2 protein-coding genes are annotated in these 2,182 nt (G+C 40.2%); both read right to left on the bottom strand.

Translation table 11 applies throughout. The features are described from left to right. A partial coding sequence (locus ACIR310F_RS26230) for a hypothetical protein (protein ID WP_035367907.1) occupies positions 1-186 on the bottom strand: 186 nt, incomplete at its 3' end. Between the two features lie 348 nt (positions 187-534). After that, a complete protein-coding gene (locus ACIR310F_RS0111405) occupies positions 535-2,124 on the bottom strand; it encodes a B12-binding domain-containing radical SAM protein (RefSeq protein WP_028083939.1) in 1,590 nt (529 codons plus the stop codon). Positions 2,125-2,182 lie beyond the last annotated feature (58 nt).

The raw sequence follows: 2,182 nt of genomic DNA, 5'->3' as shown, positions 1-2,182 counted from the left end.
AATCTCAATTTGCGGAAGTTGACTAAAATCACCAGATAGCCACTGTAAACGCAGAATTTCCGCACCGCTACGGTTGTATTGTGTACCAAAAGCCGTATCAAATAAATTCCAGAAGTTGTCTAAATCGGCAAAGGTGCTGAGTTGGTTATATGTCAGCGTCAGGGCAGAGTTGAGCAAGGTATTCATGGATTTGATGATTTATTCCTATAGAAATAATGTGACACAAATACTTACAACTGTCAATCTCTATATTCATACTACAAGTTATAATCAAGTTGTAAGCTACTATGCACCTCAAGTTTATCATCCTAAAATAGTTAAAATCTTGTGGGGTGGGCATCTTGCCCGCCAGATTTATACAAATTAAATGCAGTACAGCTTAATACTTATTGAAGTAGTCGTGCAAAATAAATTGAACGAACATTTTAAAAATCCCTAAACCAATCAATTTTGGAGGAGCAAACCCCCCAAAGTTGATAGTTCCCGGTAAACTACTATAATCAGTGCTGTTGGTAGCAGATCACCTTCTTGAGTTTAAACTAACACTTGTGCTTTTTCCTCTTCCAGCTTTACCTGAGCCTCTGCTTCCAGAAACTCAGCCACTTGTGCCTCAATTTCGTCGCGCACAATTTGACGATATTCCAAGAAATGCTCAATTTGAGCGCAAACAGATAAATAGCTACTGATACCACCAGGATTATGCTTGTACATACTCCAAAGATTACGCCAGAATTGCCAACGGGTATTACGTAACACACCTTGTCGCCAGCAAATAGTTAATAACGCCCGCAATACCTTCCAATTCAAGGGTTTTTTTGCACCTTTGCCCTTTTTCGGGTAAGTAGCTTCACCTAAAATGCGGTAGTGACGGTAAGCACGATCTAAAAATCGTGATGGTTCGTATAATTCCCAAAATGCTTCTACATATTCACTAGCAATTTCTGCTAAAGGCCTTGTAGGGACAAAATTCATCAACGTAGTTTGATTAATATTTGCAGATTTACTGCGGAGTCGGTTTTCCTTTGCTAATCTATGCCATAATGCAGTATCAGGAAGGGCTTGAAGCATACTAAATAAAGCAGTGGGAATTGATGTCTGCTCTACAAATTTGACAATTCTCGCCCCAGCCCCCGACTTTTCACCATCAAAACCAATAATAAAACCTGCCATAACTCGCAGTCCAGAGCGCGTAATCTTATATACTGCTTCACTCAGGGAATCCCGCGTATTTTGAAATTTTTGAGTAAAAGCGAGGCTTTCTTCGTCAGGGGTTTCAATACCCAAGAACACAGACCCGAAATTACACCTGACCATGGCATCCATTAGTTCTTGATCTTGGGCTAAATCCACGGAAGCCTCTGTCGCAAAGGAGAAAGGATACTCATGTGCAACCATCCAAGGTTGTAGTTCTTTTAAGAATAATTTAACGTTGCGTTTATTACCAATAAAGTTATCATCTACCATGAAAATACTGCGTCGCCAACCCAATTCATAAAGATAATCAAGTTCGGCGAGGAGTTGCGCTGGTGACTTGGTGCGAGGTTTGCGACCATAGAGAACAATAATATCACAAAATTCACACTGGAAGGGACAACCACGGGAAAATTGTACTGACATTTCCGCATAAGCATCAAATTCTAGCAAATCAAAGCGAGGGATGGGAGTATTTGTGACATCTGGCTTTTCACCACCTGAGCGGAATATTCCTGAAGTTTCACCACGGCTAATTGCATCTATAAATAATGGTAAGGTAATTTCTCCTTCATCCAAAATTAAATAATCTGCACCCACGTCTGTGACTTCTTGGGGTAAAGCTGTTGGATAGGGTCCACCCACCGCTACACGCTTACCGCGCCCTTTTGCTTCTTGAATCTGTGCCAGCAAATCTTCTTTTTGGACAATCATTGCTGATAAAATCACTAAATCAGCCCAAGCCCATTCTGCTGCTGTAATTTGGCGAATATTCCGGTCTACTAGCTTAAAATTCCACTCTTGGGGTAAAATTGCCGCTACCGTCACCAAACCCAAAGGTGGTAACATGGCTTTGCGGTCTAGTAAAGCTAGTGTTTTTTCAAAAGACCAAAAACTTTTCGGAAACAGTGGATATATTAGTAAAACATTCATGATATTAATTGTCAACTCTGAATTTTACTTGTAGTTTGATTTTAAACAAAGACTGAAG

Source organism: Dolichospermum circinale AWQC310F (assembly GCF_000426925.1).
GTDB lineage: Bacteria > Cyanobacteriota > Cyanobacteriia > Cyanobacteriales > Nostocaceae > Dolichospermum > Dolichospermum circinale.
The sequence above is the reverse complement of the archived record's forward strand: the minus strand, read 5'-3'. Positions and strand labels throughout refer to the sequence as shown.

Excerpts from the sequence above, each read along its gene's own strand:
- ACIR310F_RS0111405 (WP_028083939.1), bottom strand. The coding sequence starts at position 2,124 with ATGAATGTTTTACTAATATATCCACTGTTTCCGAAAAGTTTTTGGTCT.